Source organism: Leptonema illini DSM 21528, assembly GCF_000243335.1.
Classification (GTDB): domain Bacteria; phylum Spirochaetota; class Leptospiria; order Leptospirales; family Leptonemataceae; genus Leptonema; species Leptonema illini.
The window spans coordinates 2,023,901-2,039,716 of the sequence record NZ_JH597773.1 but is presented as its reverse complement, the minus strand read 5'-3'; the positions used below and the strand labels follow the sequence as shown (position 1 = coordinate 2,039,716).

Sequence of the window (15,816 nt, the reverse complement as noted above, 5' to 3'; positions counted from 1 at the left end):
TTACAGAGCTTGAACGTTCATGCTTCCGGGGCTGACAGCGACCGATCTTTTACCCGATCGCACGCTTGTGTATATCGTCGGATGTTCAGGCGGGCTGGATTCCGTCGTGCTTGCGCATCTTTACAGCGAGCTTTTTCATGCCGGCGAGCTGGACGAGTCGCCCGTTCTGTTTCATCTCGATCATGGACTGCGCCTCTCGTCGGCCCGCGACGCCCGCTTTGTGGAGCGTCTGGCCGCGACGCTTGGCCTGCCGTTATACAGCGATCGCATTCGTCTGCGAGTGCTTGCGCATCGCGGCGGATTCAATCTTGAAGAGGCCGGTCGCCTTGCGCGTTACCGTCGCATGTCGCGCATCGGTCGACAGATCGGCCTGCCGTATGTCGGAGTGACGGCGCATCATGCCGATGATTACGCCGAATCCGTTTTGCTGAAGATGATGCGCGGGGCGACGGACAGGGCTTTTCTAATGCCGTCGTTTATCGAGCTGCCGCTTTCGCGCAAAGAGACTATCTCCCTTTTTCGCCCTCTGCTTAAAACGACGCGGGCCGATCTGGAGAGTTATGCGAAAGAGCACGGAATCGCGTATCGGGAAGATCCGACGAATCGGTCAGATGAGTATCGACGCAATCGTCTACGCCACACCGTCGTGCCCGCGCTGAAAGACGAGGGATGGGAGCCGGGCGCTCTCTGGCGTCGGTTGCATGCCGGTGAGCGTTTCGGTCGCACTACGTTAGCCGCCGCCCCGACTATAGAGCATCTTGTGTTGCCCTTTGCCCTGTTTGAGGGGGCTTCGGCGGGAGAGGTGAAGCACCTACTTGATCGCGCATTGCTGCGGCTTGCGCTGAAGCCCGTGCAGGGCAGCGCCGACTCGGGCGTATTGGGCGAGATCATGAAGCAATCCCTGAGCGGCCGGCTGAATGTGCAGACGAAAGACTGGATTCTCTGTTCGGCAGGCGATGCGATCTGGATCTTTCGATCCGACGCTGCAATGTTGAAACGTCCGGCATACACGGAGGATGAGCGGGAGTTTATAATTCACGGTCGGCGAATATTCCGTTACGCGAAAGGCGAACGGCAGACGGTCGCTTTTTTTGAGCCGGGCATGCGAACGACGACGGGCACAAAGCTGAAAGAGATCTTTCTGCGGGAGGCGATTCCGCTACCACTGCGCTCCGTCGTGCCGCTCATCGTCGAGGATGGCAGAGTCGTACGCATCTGTGGCGCCGTCGTCGGCGTTAAAGACGTGCGTTTTGATCGGCAGCCGTGACCGGCAGATCCAGGTCGACGGCATAGATGCGCGTCAGCTCTGACTTGCCTTTGACGCGCACACTTCCCAGATAGCGCATGCCTTCGCGATGCGAGATCTGGTTATACGTCGTCTCTGAAAGAATGATAGGGCTCTGCAGTTTTTTCGTGAGATCCTGCAGCCGTGAGGCGAGATTGACAGCATCGGAGATGACGGTGCCTTCCATGCGATCTCGCTCGCCGATTGTTCCGAGCGCAAGCCTGCCTGTGTGAATGCCGATGCCGATCTGAAGCGGCTCCGTGCCGCGTTCGTTCATACGTGCGACCTCTTTCTGCATCTCGATGGCGGCGCGCACGGCGTTATTCGGCGAATCGGGAAAGATGGGCATGATGGCGTCGCCTATAAACTTATCGATGAATCCGCCGTAGGATCGCACGACGGGGCTAACGCGACCGAGATAATCGTTCAAGAACTGAAAGCATTCCTGCGGCGTCATCTTTTCGGATCTGCTTGTAAACGAACGGATGTCGCTGAAAAGCACCGTCATATCGCCTTCGACCTGATCGCCGAGTTCGATCTCGCGGATGTCCTGTTTATTGAGATGCCTCAGGAATTCGCGCGGCACAAAACGGCTGTAAGAGTCGTTTGTTAACGCGAGATCGGTCGACAGACGCTCCACGGAACGAAAGGCCCGCGAGAAGATCAAAGAGAGATTGAAGGATTGTGAAAAGATGAATACAAAGAGCCCGAAAGGATAAAGGTTGATGCTCTGAATGTAGCCGTGCACATAAGCAATATCGTTGATCAGGCAGAACAGCAGGAAGACCATGCCGGCAACGGCCGGTATGGCGCCGTCTCTGCCCTTGCGAATCGTCTGAATCATCACTGTGAATATGATGATGGAAACTGCCATGATCGTCAGCTGCAGCGGAACGGACGTGTGGTTGAAAATGTCTGTCGGCAGAAAGAGTATGATCGCCGCGGCGACGCCGGCGATCACGTCCGTTACGATGAAATACTGCCACTTCGCCGTATCGGGATATAGATTTCTAATGTATGCGGTGAAAAGCGGAAGTCCGAGGGCCATCGACAGATACTCAATTCTCAGCTGGATGGCAAACGACATCTCAGGCAGAAAAGTCGTTAGAACGCGTTCTCCGCTGACCAGAATGCGAAGAGTCGTGATAAGACAGAAAAGACCGAAGTAGAGGGCCGAGCGATCCTCGTTGCGCAGAGCAAACAGGCCCAGGTGATAGAAAGCCATGATAAGCAGGCTTCCGGCAAGAAAGAGATCGAAGGCAACGGACAGGTCTCGTTCGTAGGCGATGGCCTTCGCGCTGCCGAAAGTAAAATAGGCCCAGGTTCCGCCCTGTCTGTGTTCGTAGTTTGAGATATGCAGAACAAGGTCGATCGTATTCGTCGCCGGCTGAAAGTAGGCGACCTGCGGCGCCCATCGAGCAATGGCCGTCTCAGCCGACGTGCCCGGCTTTCCCGCTGAAGCGATCAGCTGTCCGTCGACATAGAGCTCATAGGCGCTTTGCATATCGGCGATATGAAGACCCATCGGCTTTCCTGCGAAATCCCCGCTCACCTGAAGCCTGTAGGTGGCGTATCCATGACCGTCGAGGATACGCCCGTCATAGTCGTAGCCGTTCCAGAACGACGGCACGTCGATATAATGTGCGGCCGGCGGCGCCTCTTTCAGGGAATCGGGAGAGAGGAATTCGTTCGCGTAAAAATCCCACTGGCCGAAAAGCTGAACCGGGTCATTCAGATCCCATGCATGCAGATCCAGCTTGCCCTGCACGGCCGTCGGGGCTGCAAGCAAGGCGGAGGGCAGAAAGAGAAATAGTAGAAGGTATCGCATGGCGTGGACAGACTGTAAGGCGCCACAGCAGGCTTTCGTCAATCGAAAATAAATTCTGTTCGCACTCGCTCTCGGCAATGCGCGTGGCGGGTGACGCTTTGTAGTCTGGTTGAGCACCAGGCCTGGTTCGAGCGGGACCGAATGGTCAGGGTTGTAAGGGAGATGCGCAGGAGACATTGACTAACGCGAAAAGACTACGACTTTGTTGCGCAAAGATTATCCGAGCCAATAGCCTCCCGGATTTCAATTCCAGAACGTTTATTACCTGATCCGCTTCTCTGACTTCGGTTTAGCCGTCTTGATCATTTTATTAAGCATAGAGGCCCGCAATGTGACCTCTACTCGCTGATTCTCAAGGTTACGAGCGCTCAGGCGGTCACCGAACGTTCGCTTGTAGCGATAGATTGCCATTTCTACAAGTGATCGTTTGAAATATCCGCTCTCTGTCTTCCAACCTCCTTTTCCGATTTCCCGAATTCTTTTCACGATTTCATCGCGTGGCCAGGTATTATCCATGGCATTCTCGTATTTTTCGCTTGATAGAATGGCTCCTTCCCTGCTTGGAATAATGGCTTTGATTCCATGCTGCAAGCATGTCAGAAACACTCTATGAGCATCGTACGCTCCATCCCCGCGAAAATCCTTTATGTCATAGCCTTGCTTTACGAGTGATCGAATGATATCGGGTGCGGGCTCCGCATCGTGAGTATCACGCTGGGTTAGTAACGCAGTCAGTATCTGTCCGCTACCTGCATCAATGGCAAGATGAAGCTTGCGCCATGTCCTTCGTTTCCCCGCACCGTGCTCGCGAACTTTCCATTCGCCTTCGCCGAAAACCTTGAGCCCCGTTCCGTCGAGTACAAGATGAATTGGTTTTGATCGGATTCCCTTCGGCAATTTGATAGAAGGGGAGAGCCGACCCTGTCTGCGTGAGATTCGACTGTAATCCGGTACTTCCAGATCCAATCCGGAGAGCTTGAAAAGCGATGCCAGCAGCCCCGTTGTTTGCCGTAGAGGCAGCCCGAAGAGACTCTTCAAAACGAGAACGCATTCAATAGCAGCATCAGAGTATTTATCTCTTCTTCCCCGGCGATTCGGTGTTTCCACGGAATACCAGCGATCCTCAATTCCATCCTCTATCCAGAGACAGAGATCCCCTCGCTTAACGAGCCCTCTGTTGTAATCTCTCCAGTTCAGAACTCGATAGGGAACCTTTGGATCTTGCTTTCCCTTTATCCGCAATGCGCTCATAATATCGTTATGTCGCTAGGGCCGCACAGTACAAGCCTTTTTTGCGCAACAAAGCCAAAGACTACGGCTTTGTTGTACTGAAAATGCTTGTACCCTGCAATGAGTCGTATAAACTGAACGCATGGCCCGGAAAAAAGCTGAAACACAGACCGAAGCAAAAGAGAAAACACGTTATCGTGTAAAGAACTGGCGGGAATATAACCAGGCCCTCGTGAACCGGGGAAGCCTGACCGTATGGATCTCAGATGATATCAGCACGACCTGGGCAGCGGAATACCGTCATAGAGGACGCGGCCATCAGCCTGTTTATTCGGACCAGGCAATTGAGTTCATGCTGACTCTCCGGGGCCTGTTCAAATTCCCTCTTCGCCAGACCACCGGTTTTGTAAGGTCGCTATTCACGATGCTAAAGCTGGATCTGCAAGTGCCCGATTATTCACAGGTTTGCAGAAGACAGGCGGGGATCAAGATGAAGCCGATCAATGCCTCAAAGGCTATGAAAAAAGGCGTGGATCTGGTTATGGATTCGACGGGGCTGAAAGTCTATGGCGACGGTGAATGGATGACCAGAAAGCATGGTCCCTCAAAACGTCGTACGTGGCGAAAACTGCATATCGGAATCGACGTTAATTCCGGCGAGATAGTTTATGCCGAGTTAACAAGCAATAATGAGGATAGCGGCGACAGCAAAGAAGCGGTAAAGGCGATGCGAGATTTGATTTCGTCAGGCGTGAAAATAAAGTCGTTCAGGGGCGACGGAGCCTATGATACTCATGCTGTTTACAATACCGCCCGCATCAACGGAATCAATGTGATCGTTCCACCCCGCGAACATGCAGTGACGCTCGATGAAAAGTATTCAAATGCGGAAAGGTTCAAGATATCCTGGCAGAGGGATGATACTATCAGGGCTGTGAGAGAGAAGACCCGAGCAGCATGGAAGAAGGAAAGCGACTATCATAAGCGATCACTCGTAGAAATGACTTTCTTTCGTTACAAAACAGTATTCGGAGAAAGGATGGCCGCTCGTAATTTCCCAAACCAGCAAGCCGAAGTTCTCTTGAGAAGCCGGTTGTTGAACAAGCTCAATCAGCTCGGCAAGCCCGTTTCTGTTCCGATAAAAACCTGAAGACTCAATGTTAAAACGACTGAGCATGGAAGTTCGCACTCTACTGACCGTTTCAATACAACAAAGCCAAGACTACAGGACGAACGTTATGTCACATTGTGCCCGATGCTGGCAGATGAGATTCCGCTGAGAGTTGCTTGAATACGGGGAAGGACGGCCCGCCACCACTCCTGATTCGCGCTTGTTTCTGCGAATTCCGGCGGGATTCTGACGTTTGATGAATGCCGAGCCAGGATTTGATCCCTTTTTTGCGCCCGATGCAAAGCATGTGCAGCGTGAGAAAGAGAAGGCGAAGAAGCTGCGTGATTCGGGCTGGTGGAATCGCAAACGATCCGACGGCATCTGCTATTACTGCCGGCGCAAGTTCAAGCCCAATGAGCTGACGATGGATCATCTGATCCCGCTATCGAGAGGCGGCTCTTCGACCAAAGAGAACATCGTACCCTGCTGCAAAGAATGCAATAACCGAAAGAAGTATCTCATGCCGGCGGAGTTCGCCGATCTGATCGCAAAGGAGCGCGCCGAACGCGAGAAGGCGCAGTCAGTTAACGCCGCTGATGATGGAGAAGGTCCATCCACCCGTTCAGACGGAGAGCAGAAATAAAAAGGGCCCCGCAGGGCCCTCCGGTATCGACCGTCATCTTTAACCGATCAGATGTTGATGTCGTAGCTGACGGCGAAGAAGAACAGGCCTTTCTTCTGCGTCTTTTCGGATTCCCAGAAGATCATGTCGGTGATGATCTCTGTGGCATCGACGCCGTTAAAGCCGGCGTTGTTGTTAATGATCGAGAAGTTCATGCCGAAGAATCCCGGGTAGGAGTGGATCTGCTCTTCCTGACGCAGTCCCACCTGAAAGTGCAGATCGGCCGTATGGTCATACTGGAATCCCAGCATCCAGCGGTTGATCTGTATTTCATAGCTCGCTTCCTGATCGGTGATGTCGATCTGGTTCGAGCCGCCCAGTGAAACAAAGGTCGTCTGGTAGGTCATCGAGCCGCCGAAGTTCGGGAAGATCGACGTGGTCGCAAACTCGCCGATGATCGACATATTCTTCTGTAAATAGAACTGCACGCCTAAACCTGCGTACGTTCCGCGAGCGCTTGCTTCGAAATTGTTATCGCCGATCGTCGTGCCGACGGTGCCGCCGATCTGAACGGCGCTGTATTCATAGCTTGTGTTATGCCAGCGGAAGCCGAGTTTAGGAGTCAGGAAAAGGCCCGATTTGCCGACCTCGATCTGGTAGCCGGCCTCACCGTCCCAGTCCGTGCTTACGTAGTTTTTCAGCTCAACAAGCTTAACGCTGTTGAAATTGAGCGGAAGCGAGTTGTATTTGTATTCGGGCATGTAGCGCGTATAGTTTGCGCTGAGAATTAGCGTGCCGCTGCCCATCGCCTTATGGTACTGAAACCCAAGAGGCCATATCGTGTTTGTTTGTTTGCCGGTCCAGCCGAGGTTGAGATCGCCCTGGCCGATGAGATCATCAAGCAAGAAGCGGTCTTCAAGTTCGGGTTCCATCTCGCCGGGCCAGTATCCTACGTTGAGGCGGATCTTGTCGGCGAAAATCGGCGCAGAGAGCATCATGGCCGCGAGGGCAACAAAGGCTCTGGAGAGAATAACTCTCAATGAGGTCTTTTTCATATCTGTGGTTCCTCCTGTGGTTCAGAGCTGCATGCTTTTCGACGAAATACAAGACAGCATGCAACGACCGAAGTATTCTCATCCCATGCAAGCGAGGCGTGCAATCTTTTTCGCGTCCGCAAGTCGTCGGATTATGTCTTTTTTGCTGCTCTTTTTTTCAGTATTTTTTATTGTGTCCAGGGTTTCGGCGCAGGCATGGCCCGATGGCATCCCCGTCGACGGCGAGCAAGAGCAGCGGATTTCGAAGCCCTTTCCAGACGGGCGCACGTTGCAGCAGGTTCTGGAAGGCCTCGACCGTTCTCTCACACGTCCCGACGGCCTCTATCGCGGAACTCTGACGCTTCTGCGCCGCGACGAGCCGACCGTCGTGCAGGATTTCGAGCTCATTGTGCGTTCGCCGCAGGCCTATATGACGATTCGCTCCGCTCGCCGGGCCGAGGAGTTGCGTCTGCTCTGGACGGGCCGGGGCATGCAGGTATGGATATTCGACGTTCCGCGCCGCCAGCTTACACGGCCCGAGGCGTCGCAGCGCTTTGATCCTCTATCGGCGATGGGATTCTCGCCCGTCGATTTCTTTTATCCCTGGTTTGCTGCAAACCTGAAGCCTCATTCCTGGCGAGTGGATTCGCTTCGGCCGGATTGGACGATGATCGATTGCACGCTTCTTGAGACCGAAGAGCCGCAATTGAGCATCGGGATTGACTCCGCAGGCCGACCGGCACGTGTGGAGGTGAAGGAACGGGGCATCTTGCTTCGCGTGCTGGAGTTCGGGCAGGGCAGGCCGCTTCTTGAATGGAAGACGAACCGCCAGTTTGTGTCTGATTTTCCCGCGCTGTATGAGATGATGGATTTGCGGCGCGCCTCTGTCGCTCGGTTTGAAACGCGCATCTATGATCCGAAGTTTCGCCCCGACCCGTCGCTTTTTGATCCGGATTATTTGAGTCGTTAATGTTCTTCTCTGACACAGCAAAGCTCTTTCTCGAAAGCATCGGCCGCAGCCAGGAGGTGGAGCATTACCTTCGCCGCTTTCGATCCGAGGGGGGAGCCTTCTTCGCGTTGATCGTGCCAGATGCGGTAAGCTGTCGCCTTGAATTCGAGCTTCTGCTCTTTCAGCTGAAATCGCTCTCAAGACTCGGACTGCGTCCGGCGCTTTTACTTACAGGAACGGCTGTGCAATTCTCACAGGCCTTTCAGCATGAGCTTGCGCAGAGCGGATCGGATGTGCCTGTGATCAGTGAAGAGACTTCGCTCATCAATGCTCTTCACGACCTTGTGGCGCAGGGCGTGCGGCGCATTCACTTCTTGCGTCGTCGCGGCATGATCGCAAACGAGGGCTCAGCTCTTGCCGTATGTGCTCCCGATGAGCCTGTCGATGCCGAAGATAGGATGTTAACCGCTCTGGCCTTTCAGATGCTTGAACGTCAGCGTGATCTGCATCTTTCCGTCTGTACTCCGGCCAATCTGTTGAAAGAGATCTTTACGGTGAAAGGAGCAGGAACGCTTTTCAGGCGTCCGACGGTGATCGTCCATTACCGAAAGCTCACATCCGACCAAAAAGAAAGGCTTCATATGCTGATCGAACAGAGCTTCGGGCGCGCGCTTGCCGATGTGAATCTGTTTGATCGCGTCTCTGACTTCTATATAGAAGAGCAGTTCACCGGAGCGGTTCTTCTCGAGGCTACACAGTACGGCCTCTATCTATCTAAGTTCGCCGTCGGCGTCGATGCGCGCGGATCGGGCGTGGCGCAGGATCTATGGCAGCGCGTGCTTGCCGAGACCGGAGCGCTTTTCTGGAGATCGAGACGCACGAATTCCATCCATCGCTGGTATGAAAAGATCGCCGACGGTTTTCAGCGCAGATCAGTATGGAATATATACTGGAAGGGCGTCGACCTTTCGCTACTGCCTGATTTAATCCGCTTTGCCGAAGAGAAGGCGCCCGATTTTGTGGACTGACGATCGACGGATTAGCCCCGGCATATGAGCACCCGCGTTTGATTTCCATAGAAATCAAACGGACGCGACTCTTATTGAAAGATACATTGAGGGAGTTTGAATAATGAAGAAACGAGTTCTGCTTTTCGCCATGCTGGCCGGGCTCTCTTTGCAGTCTGCCGAGGCAAGAGACCTTTCTGAGACGCTCAAATCGCTCGCTCCCTCGCTCATGACGTCGCGGCACGTTCCGGGATTGCAGATCGTCGTTTTCAGGCCGGGTCGCGAGCTTGCACTCTCGTTTGGAACGACCGGCGAGGCCGATGTCACGGATGATACGCTTTTTTTTACGGGAGAGCTGAGCACGGCTCTGCTTCCTCTTCTGCTTGAAGAAGAGATGCGCAAAGAGACGCTCTCGATACGCGAAGGCTTTACGTCTCACGACCAGGCTCTCTTGATCTATGCTCGATTTCAGGAATCCATTCATCGGCCCGGCAATCTGATGCAGATGCCGGTCGATACGCGCAGAGGTCCGCTGCGAGGAAAAGAGATCTTCGAAGGATTGAACGTCGATCGCGCATTTCTCTTAAATCTCTATCATTCGGTCTCGGGGCTTCCGCCTTCGCGCTCGGGTATCGCGTCGTCGGCGATTGATCCGGCCGTACTGTCGAAGTCCCTTGCCGCCGACGAAACCCCGTATTCGCGCATCGCCTTTTCGTCAGAGGGCATGCAGCTGCTTCTCGATTATCTGGCCAGCGTTCGCGGGCAGACGATCGAAGAGATGCTATCGCAGACGATGCGCAATCAGGGCATGAAACACAGCCTGATCGTTTCGGGAGCGCCCGAGAGTTATGAAAAGCTTCTTGAAAAGGCAAGCGATGGTTATACGTCAGAAGAAAGACCCGTTAAGATACGTCATCCGCATATTGTGTATCCCGGTATCTATGGCATGGTCAGCAATGCCCGCGATGTGGCCACGCTTTTGAAAGAGCTTGCAGGACGAGCGGCCACGACCTCAGAAGAAGGCCGCGAAGACCTTCCCTTCGGATCGTATTTCACGTATGATCCGTCGCTCGGTGGTGTGAGCGGTCCGTTTCATGCCCGTCGACTTTGCAGCGCAAAGGGTGAGGCTCTCGTAGTCTATGAACAATCTTCGCGGTTCCCGGGCTTCGCTTCATTCGTGCTTTTCTCCCCCGATGGAAGGGGCATGGCGCTTCTGGCTAACGCCGATGATATGGCCCTGCTTCATCGGCTGTCAGAGCGTATTCTACTCGATCTTTTCACCGAATGCTCTCCGCCCGAGAATGACAGGCTACAGGCAAACGGCGAATGGAATACTACGCTACTCTCCTGGTTTGGCGGCGATGCTACGAGGCTTGAGGCTTATCTGCATAAAATCGAAGGAACCTACCGGCCCGAGGGCATCCTTCCGCGCAAGCGCGAGAACTTCGCCTTTATGGGCGACGTGCGTGTGCGATTGAACTCCGAGCATCGCCTTGAGATCGCCGGCTTCTATGACCGCGAGATTCCGATCTTCCTCGTGCCCGATACGGAGCCCTTCGTCTTCAAGGCGACGGGAAGGGCGGCCATGTCGGGCTGGAAGGTTAAGTTTATCGAACAGAAAGAGGGCGAGGGCATGAATATCGTCGGTTTCTATACCGACCAGGTCGCCTATCAGCGCGTTATGTGGGGTGATTCGATCTGGGGCCGGATCGTCGGCTTCGCCTTCACCATTTTTGTCTTTGCATTGTTGGTTCTTCTGATTTATCTTAGAAAAAGAAACTATATCAAATCGGGCCAGAACGGTTAACAGAAAGCGGCACAGGTAGGCGTATGAGCACTGAAAATAATATTGTCCACGTTGTGATAGTAGGCGGCGGATTCGCCGGCCTGAATGCGGCGAAAGAGCTGGGAGACCGACCTGGCATTCGCGTTACCGTCATCGATCGCCGGAATCACCATCTGTTTCAGCCGCTTCTCTATCAGGTGGCGATGGCGGCGATCAGCCCCGCCGATATTGCCGTTCCCATCCGTTCCATCGTTTCTGAGTTTGAGAATATCGAGGTTATACTCGCTCCCGTTCTCAGCATCGATCGTCAGAATAAAAAAGTCGTCTGTGATTATCGCGAGATCTCGTATGATTATCTGATTCTCGCCTGTGGAGCGACGCACAGCTACTTCGGTCGCGACGACTGGGAGGATAACGCTCCCGGCCTGAAGTCCATCGAAGAGGCGACGGAGATCCGGCGTCGCGTATTTCTCTCTTATGAACTCGCCGAGCGCGAAGAGAACGTCGACCGGCAGAAAGAGTATCTTACGTTTATCGTCGTTGGCGGCGGTCCGACGGGCGTGGAGCTTGCCGGGGCGCTGGGCGAGATCAGTCGTTATACGCTTGAATCTAACTTTCGCAATATCAATCCGAAGCGAACGCGTATCATACTTATTGAGGCCGGTCCGCGCATTTTGCCTGCCTTTGACGCCGATCTTTCGGAGCATGCGGCACGCGAGCTCGAACGACTGGGCGTAACGATCTGGACGAATACATCTGTGACTGAGGTGCGCTCCGATGGCGTCATCGCCGGCGGCGAGAATATCAGGGCGCGCACGATTCTGTGGGCGGCCGGCGTTCTCGGCAACGGCATGAACCGCACGCTTGGCGTCGAGCTCGACCGCCAGAGTCGCGTCATCGTCGAGGCCGACATGAGCATCCCCGGATCGCCCGACGTCTTTGTCGTCGGCGATCAAGCCTCTTTCAGTCACACGGCTGACGGGAAGGCGCTTCCGGGGCTCGCTCCGGTCGCCATCCAACAGGGCAAGCATGTAGCGAAGAACATCATCGCCGAGGTAAAAGGCAAAGAGCGCAAACCCTTCGTTTATTTTGATAAAGGTATCATGGCGACGATCGGTCGCACCGATGCCGTTGTGCAATCGGGCAGTATGCGGTTAACGGGCTTTCTCGCCTGGCTGATGTGGATCGTCGTTCATATCGCCTACCTGATCAGCTTTCGCAATCGCGTCATGGTCCTCTTCCAGTGGGGATGGTCGTATTTTAACTTCCGCCGTGGAGCTCGCCTCATTCGTTCGAAGATCTGGAAGACGCGCGAACTTGAGGCGACGCTTGACCGACAGCGAGAGGCTCGCATGGCTTCGTTGAAGGCCGGTCAGAAGAAGTCGGTGGGCGGGGCCGCTAAAAAAACGGCAAGCGCGAAAAAGAAGGCTAAAAGCCGTTAATAGCCTCGCAAAGTCTGAATAAAACCCCGGAATCGCTTATTGATAGCAAGGGTTATCCCTGTAGCGAAGGTGACGACACGAATTCGCATCGCTTTCGGGCTTTAAGGTCCTTCGTGACTGTGCGCGACTTCCGGGCGAGGCACAAACACAAGAAGAACGGCGGCTCCGACGGCGATCAGGGCCCCTGTTAAGAAGGCTGTCTCTGCGTTGAAGGCCGTCCAGATCCAGCCGAAGAGCAGGCTGGCCGGCAGAGCAGCGAACCCGACGGCAGCATGATAGATTCCAAAGGCCCTTCCGCTGCGAGCTGCGCTGACATAGTCGGCGACGGCGGCCTTCTCGGCGCCTTCGGTGAGTCCGTAATAGGCGCCGTACAGAAACAGAAATAGCAGGTAAAATCGGAACTCCGTTGCGAAGGCGAAGCCCGCATATACGGCCGCATACACAAGCCATCCGGCGATGATAACGGGACGGCGGCCGAGCCGGTCGGATAACGATCCTCCGGGCAGCGAAAAGACGATCTTTGTAATATGAAGCCCGACCCAGAGCAGAAGCAGTGCGGCGGAGGACGCCTGAAAGCGCGTGGCTGCCAGGTAAACGAGAAACAGGTCGGAGCTGTTGCTTAACGTAAAAATGAAAACGGAGAAGGCAAAGCCATAGAACGATCGCGGCAGCGAACCGTTCCGATCATGTCGTGACGCTTTTTCATGTCGTGGTTCTCGAACAAAAAAAAGAGCAAGCAGGGCAAACAATCCCGGAAGAAGTGCGATCAGAAATACCGTGCGCAGGTGCTCTACGGGCACCGCCCCTTCGCCTGTTGAGAAAAGCAATGCGCTGTTGAGAGATCCGGCTTCTTGATCGTTAGCCGAATTGCCGTGAGGCGAGAGAACCGTAAGAAGCATCAGAATAAGCAGGGCAAGGATCGGGCCGAGAACGGCTCCGGCATGGTCCATCGCTCGGTGAAAGCTGAAGGCAAGGCCGCGGTATTCGGGCGGTGCCGATTCGCGAATCAGGGCGTCGCGTCCCGGTGTGCGGATTCCCTTACCGATACGGTCGGCAAACCTGAGAGTGACGACGGCAAGAGGGCCGCCTGCAAGGGCCATCGCCGGCCTTGAAAACGTTGAAATGGCGTAACCGATGATGGCGGGCAGCCTGCGATTCTGCATACGGTCGCTCAGGCTTCCGGCGATGATTTTAAGCAGGGCGGACGTGCTTTCCGCCAGGCCGTCCATCAGGCCGATAAAAAGCGCCGTCTGCGCCGGTGCAAGGGCGGCCAGGAAGACGGGCAATAGCGGATAGATCATCTCGCTCGAAACGTCTGTGAAAAAGCTGACGAGCCCGAGCAAGAAAACATTTCGCCCGCCCGCGCCGCGAAAGGCATCGAGCAGGCGAGTGTGGAATCTCACTTCGTGCTGATCTTGAACGGCAGATAGGCCGGGCACCATCCCAGCGAGCCCGTAAGAAGCGGAACGACGCCGACGACACCCCACCAGTTCTGGAAATAGATACCGGCGGCGATGATGGCCAATCCGGCGACGATACGAACGATACGATCCACTCCACCTACATTCTGTGACATAGCATTCCTCCCTTTGATTCTCGCTCCACGCCTTTCAGGCCGGTGGCGGGTTCATAAGATTATAGTAACACGGACTTTAGAATCTGTCTGTGATCAGATCACCGATCGGGTAAAAAATCGCATCTTTTTTTCAGCCCGGCGCGGTCGACGATGCGGATGCGCCCCCGTGAAAGCGTAAGCAGGCCGTCGCGTTCAAAGTCTTTCAAGAGACGGCTGACCACTTCGCGGGCCGTGCTTAACTCATGAGCCAGCTCCTGATGCGTGCGCTGGATCTCGTCTTCGTCGAAGCGCAGGAGTAACGTCGCCAGGCGCTCGTCCATGCGACCGAAGGCGATCTCTTCGATAGACGTGAGGATGGAGGCGAATCTGCGCGAAAAGAGCGAGAAGACGTAGGATCGAAAGAACTCGTGGCGGTTCATCCAGCCGTGAAAAGAAGAGGCCGGCAGCAGAAAGAGATCGGTATCAAGCTCGGCTGTCGCAAAGGCAGGGAAGGCCTCCTGATTCAGAATGCAGAAGGCGGTGATGACGCAGCTTTCGCCTTCTTCAATGCGATAGAGGTTGATCTCGCGGCCCGATTCGCCGACGCGAAAGACGCGCACCGATCCCTGCGCCACAAAAGGCAGGTAAGAACATAGATCGGCCTGCATGGCCAGCGATTCGCCTTTTGCAATACGCTTCGGGATCAAAGACGCCGTGAAGCTGCGACGGAAGTCGGCCGGCGCCTCTGCAAGAAAGGGAAAGATGGATTCCGGCTGCACCTTATTAAGAGGCCGCTAACGGCTTCAGGCGTCAAACAGAAACCGCTTCTTGCAGAGTGAAAAGCAGGCGATCCAGCTCTTTCTTCAAGCGAACAACATCCGATGGAGATGCACCGGTTTTTTTCAGAAGCTGCTCGGGAATACAGGCAGCCTTTTCGCGAAGGGCCCTGCCTTTTGCCGTAAGAAGCACGATCAGGCTACGCTCATCATCAGGGTCTTTACGACGTTTCAGCAGCCCCTGTTTTTCGAGTGCCCGCAGAAGCGGCGTAAGCGTACCCGAATCAAGAAGCAGCCGACGTCCGATCTCTTTCAACGCGATGCCGTCCTGCTCCCACAGAACAAGCATGACGAGGTAACGCGGATACGTCAGCCCGATCTCGGTTAGCAGCGGCTGGTAAAGCGCCGTCATCAGCCGCGAGCTTGCATATACGGGAAAGCAGATCTGATTCTCGAGGGCGAGCGAATCGGCCATCTGTCTTACGTTGCCCTTACTTCGCTTCAAGAAGTTCTTTAATGTCGGACTCGATCTTTTCAGGCGTCGTCGTCGGCGCATATCGTTTGATCACCTTGCCTTGACCATCGACCAGGAACTTCGTGAAGTTCCATTTGATGCGCTGCCCGAGAAGGCCCGGAGCGTTTTTCTTTAAGTATTCAAATACCGGATGTGTGTTGTCGCCGTTTACCTCGATCTTCTTGAAAAGCGGGAACGTAACGCCGAAATTGCGCTCGCAGAAGCTGTGAATCTCTTCGTCAGATCCCGGCTCCTGATGGCCGAACTGGTCGCAGGGAAAGCCGAGAACCTCAAAGCCTTTTTCTCTGTGCTTCGTATAAAGCTCCTGCAATCCTTTGTATTGCGGTGTGAATCCGCACTGCGACGCCGTGTTCACCACGAGCAGCACCTTGCCTTTATAAGAATCCAGGCCTTCTTCTTTTCCGTCGTTGCGGGTCGCTGTTAATTCATGCAGTGACATAGTGACTCCTGTTAAATTAGATTGTATACAATCTAATCCTGGGCTCGACAAGCGTCTCGTCTTTTTTTCCTGTCTGGAGCCCGTGCGTCAGCGTACGAGCAGGCGTCCGGAATCCGGAGGGCTTTTTTGTTTGACCGGCCAGATGCCGGGCGAGACAACCCCTTATAGGATGAAAAATCTACAGTCCGTCCAGAAACTGCATGCATGTGCTTTTCGG

Annotated in this window: 15 protein-coding genes; 7 read left to right on the top strand and 8 right to left on the bottom strand. The window is 54.5% G+C overall.

Features of this window, described 5'->3' with window-relative positions:
• Nucleotides 1-19: 19 nt before the first annotated feature.
• Nucleotides 20-1,267, top strand: coding sequence for a tRNA lysidine(34) synthetase TilS (gene tilS / locus LEPIL_RS21940; RefSeq protein WP_002772156.1), 1,248 nt, complete (start codon nucleotides 20-22; stop codon nucleotides 1,265-1,267).
• On the opposite strand, the gene LEPIL_RS09360 is transcribed toward tilS, so the two are convergent.
• Nucleotides 1,236-3,113, bottom strand: coding sequence for an adenylate/guanylate cyclase domain-containing protein (locus LEPIL_RS09360; protein WP_002772155.1), 1,878 nt, complete (start codon nucleotides 3,111-3,113; stop codon nucleotides 1,236-1,238). The two genes, tilS and LEPIL_RS09360, sit on opposite strands and share 32 nt — an antisense overlap.
• A gap of 261 nt (nucleotides 3,114-3,374) precedes the next feature.
• Nucleotides 3,375-4,364: an IS5-like element ISLil3 family transposase gene (locus LEPIL_RS09355; RefSeq protein WP_002772154.1), complete on the bottom strand. Its 990-nt coding sequence runs from the start codon at nucleotides 4,362-4,364 to the stop codon at nucleotides 3,375-3,377.
• 121 nt (nucleotides 4,365-4,485) lie between these two features.
• Between LEPIL_RS09355 and LEPIL_RS09350 the strand changes: the two genes are divergently transcribed.
• Nucleotides 4,486-5,493 (top strand): IS5-like element ISLil2 family transposase, encoded by a 1,008-nt coding sequence (locus LEPIL_RS09350; RefSeq protein ID WP_002769088.1) that lies wholly within the window; start codon nucleotides 4,486-4,488, stop codon nucleotides 5,491-5,493.
• A 217-nt stretch (nucleotides 5,494-5,710) separates the two neighbouring features.
• Nucleotides 5,711-6,097: an HNH endonuclease gene (locus LEPIL_RS09345; protein ID WP_002772153.1), complete on the top strand. Its 387-nt coding sequence runs from the start codon at nucleotides 5,711-5,713 to the stop codon at nucleotides 6,095-6,097.
• Nucleotides 6,098-6,144: 47 nt separating this feature from the next.
• On the opposite strand, the gene LEPIL_RS09340 is transcribed toward LEPIL_RS09345, so the two are convergent.
• Nucleotides 6,145-7,131 carry a hypothetical protein gene (locus LEPIL_RS09340; RefSeq protein ID WP_002772152.1) on the bottom strand — a complete coding sequence of 329 codons (987 nt, stop codon included), beginning with the start codon at nucleotides 7,129-7,131 and terminating at the stop codon, nucleotides 6,145-6,147.
• A gap of 172 nt (nucleotides 7,132-7,303) precedes the next feature.
• Here LEPIL_RS09340 and LEPIL_RS09335 point away from each other — a divergent pair, with 172 nt between their 5' ends.
• The 4 genes from LEPIL_RS09335 (at nucleotide 7,304) to LEPIL_RS09320 (ending at nucleotide 12,294) form a co-directional block, all read left to right on the top strand.
• On the top strand, nucleotides 7,304-8,080 hold the full coding sequence (locus tag LEPIL_RS09335) for a hypothetical protein (RefSeq protein ID WP_143464754.1): 777 nt from the start codon (nucleotides 7,304-7,306) through the stop codon (nucleotides 8,078-8,080).
• Nucleotides 8,080-9,087: a hypothetical protein gene (locus LEPIL_RS09330; RefSeq protein WP_002772150.1), complete on the top strand. Its 1,008-nt coding sequence runs from the start codon at nucleotides 8,080-8,082 to the stop codon at nucleotides 9,085-9,087. Before LEPIL_RS09335 ends, LEPIL_RS09330 begins: the two co-directional genes overlap by 1 nt.
• Before the next feature lie 103 nt (nucleotides 9,088-9,190).
• Nucleotides 9,191-10,873, top strand: coding sequence for a serine hydrolase family protein (locus LEPIL_RS09325; RefSeq protein WP_002772149.1), 1,683 nt, complete (start codon nucleotides 9,191-9,193; stop codon nucleotides 10,871-10,873).
• Between the two features lie 23 nt (nucleotides 10,874-10,896).
• The gene (locus LEPIL_RS09320) at nucleotides 10,897-12,294 is read left to right on the top strand and encodes an NAD(P)/FAD-dependent oxidoreductase (RefSeq protein WP_002772147.1); all 1,398 of its coding nucleotides are present in this window, start codon (nucleotides 10,897-10,899) and stop codon (nucleotides 12,292-12,294) included.
• Nucleotides 12,295-12,395: 101 nt separating this feature from the next.
• Here LEPIL_RS09320 and LEPIL_RS21935 read toward each other — a convergent pair whose 3' ends face one another.
• The 5 genes from LEPIL_RS21935 to LEPIL_RS09300 all read right to left on the bottom strand — a co-directional run bounded on the left by LEPIL_RS21935 (nucleotide 12,396) and on the right by LEPIL_RS09300 (nucleotide 15,599).
• Nucleotides 12,396-13,697, bottom strand: coding sequence for an MFS transporter (locus LEPIL_RS21935; protein WP_052608262.1), 1,302 nt, complete (start codon nucleotides 13,695-13,697; stop codon nucleotides 12,396-12,398).
• Complete coding sequence (locus LEPIL_RS22935; RefSeq protein ID WP_002772143.1) at nucleotides 13,694-13,870, bottom strand: YgaP family membrane protein; 177 nt, start codon at nucleotides 13,868-13,870, stop codon at nucleotides 13,694-13,696. Before LEPIL_RS22935 ends, LEPIL_RS21935 begins: the two co-directional genes overlap by 4 nt.
• Before the next feature lie 98 nt (nucleotides 13,871-13,968).
• Complete coding sequence (locus LEPIL_RS09310; protein ID WP_002772141.1) at nucleotides 13,969-14,628, bottom strand: Crp/Fnr family transcriptional regulator; 660 nt, start codon at nucleotides 14,626-14,628, stop codon at nucleotides 13,969-13,971.
• Nucleotides 14,629-14,659: 31 nt separating this feature from the next.
• Complete coding sequence (locus LEPIL_RS09305) at nucleotides 14,660-15,100, bottom strand: MarR family winged helix-turn-helix transcriptional regulator (RefSeq protein ID WP_002772140.1); 441 nt, start codon at nucleotides 15,098-15,100, stop codon at nucleotides 14,660-14,662.
• Nucleotides 15,101-15,116: 16 nt separating this feature from the next.
• Nucleotides 15,117-15,599, bottom strand: coding sequence for a glutathione peroxidase (locus LEPIL_RS09300; protein ID WP_002772127.1), 483 nt, complete (start codon nucleotides 15,597-15,599; stop codon nucleotides 15,117-15,119).
• Between the last annotated feature and the right edge of the window lie 217 nt (nucleotides 15,600-15,816).